Source organism: Streptomyces sp. RP5T, from assembly GCF_003933965.1.
Taxonomy (GTDB): domain Bacteria; phylum Actinomycetota; class Actinomycetes; order Streptomycetales; family Streptomycetaceae; genus Streptomyces.
In genome coordinates, this window is sequence record NZ_RSAJ01001185.1 from 1 (window position 1) to 881 (window position 881).

The following is an 881-nucleotide window of genomic DNA, read 5'->3' on the forward strand; positions in this document are numbered from 1 at the left end:
GTGCGGGCCTTGCCGGTGTAGAAGGGGTGGCTCTCGGAGGAGATCTCGACATCCACCACCGGGTACGTCTCGCCGTCGTCCCACTCGATGGTCTGGTCGCTGGTGGCGGTGGACCGGGTCAGGAAGGCGTAGCCGGCGGAGCGGTCGCGGAAGACGACCTCGTGGTAGTCGGGGTGCTTGTCCTGCTGCATGGCTGCTCCTCGGGGGCGGGGAAAACGGTACGGGTAGAGCGGCCGTGGGGGTCAGCCGGGCAGGGACTCCTCGTCGACGATGTGCATCGCGGCCTCCTCCGCGGACGCGGCGGCTCCGTCGATGCCCACGTCCGTGGCGACCAGCGCGCTCTCCTCGTCCTCGTGCGCCCCTTCGTCGGGGGCCACGAGACGGCCGGAACGCAGTGCGCCGACCTCGTTGTCCAGGATCTCGCCGTCGGTGCCGTCGACGTCACCGATGCCGTCGCCGTCGTCCGGCGCGAGGTCGGGCATCTCCTCGGCGAGGCGTTCGTCCAGCGTCTCGCCCTGCCACCGCTCCGCGGCCGTCACACCGTTGTGCTCCACTGCCCACGGCCTGTCCGGCGGGGACCAGCCGCGGTCGAGGGGGTCACCGATCCCGTCGTCCTCCAGGGTGTCCTCCGCGTCGAGCAGACCCGCGTCGTCCTGGATCTCGGAACCGTCGGGCTGGTAGACGTCGTCTCCCCATCCGTCGGAGCTGTCCACGGGGTACCTCCAGGTGAAGGGGACGGGCCCGGTCCTTCCGCGGCCCGGGACGGGCCACGGACCCACGGGGCACTTGCCGCGCCCACCGTCGAATCCTGCCGTCCGCGAGCGCTCCCTGAGCCGGTGCTGCTGTCCAGCCTTCCACCCCGTGTCGGGACTGCGCAACGC

General features: G+C 71.6%; 2 protein-coding genes. Both read right to left on the reverse strand.

The annotated features are described in order from the left end of the window. Positions 1–191, reverse strand: a 191-nt coding sequence (locus tag EHS43_RS45275; protein ID WP_125196127.1) for a type B 50S ribosomal protein L31, incomplete at its 3' end; no start/stop codon positions are given. Positions 192–242: 51 nt separating this feature from the next. Next, complete coding sequence (locus tag EHS43_RS45280) at positions 243–713, reverse strand: DUF5709 domain-containing protein (RefSeq protein WP_125196128.1); 471 nt, start codon at positions 711–713, stop codon at positions 243–245. Between the last annotated feature and the right edge of the window lie 168 nt (positions 714–881).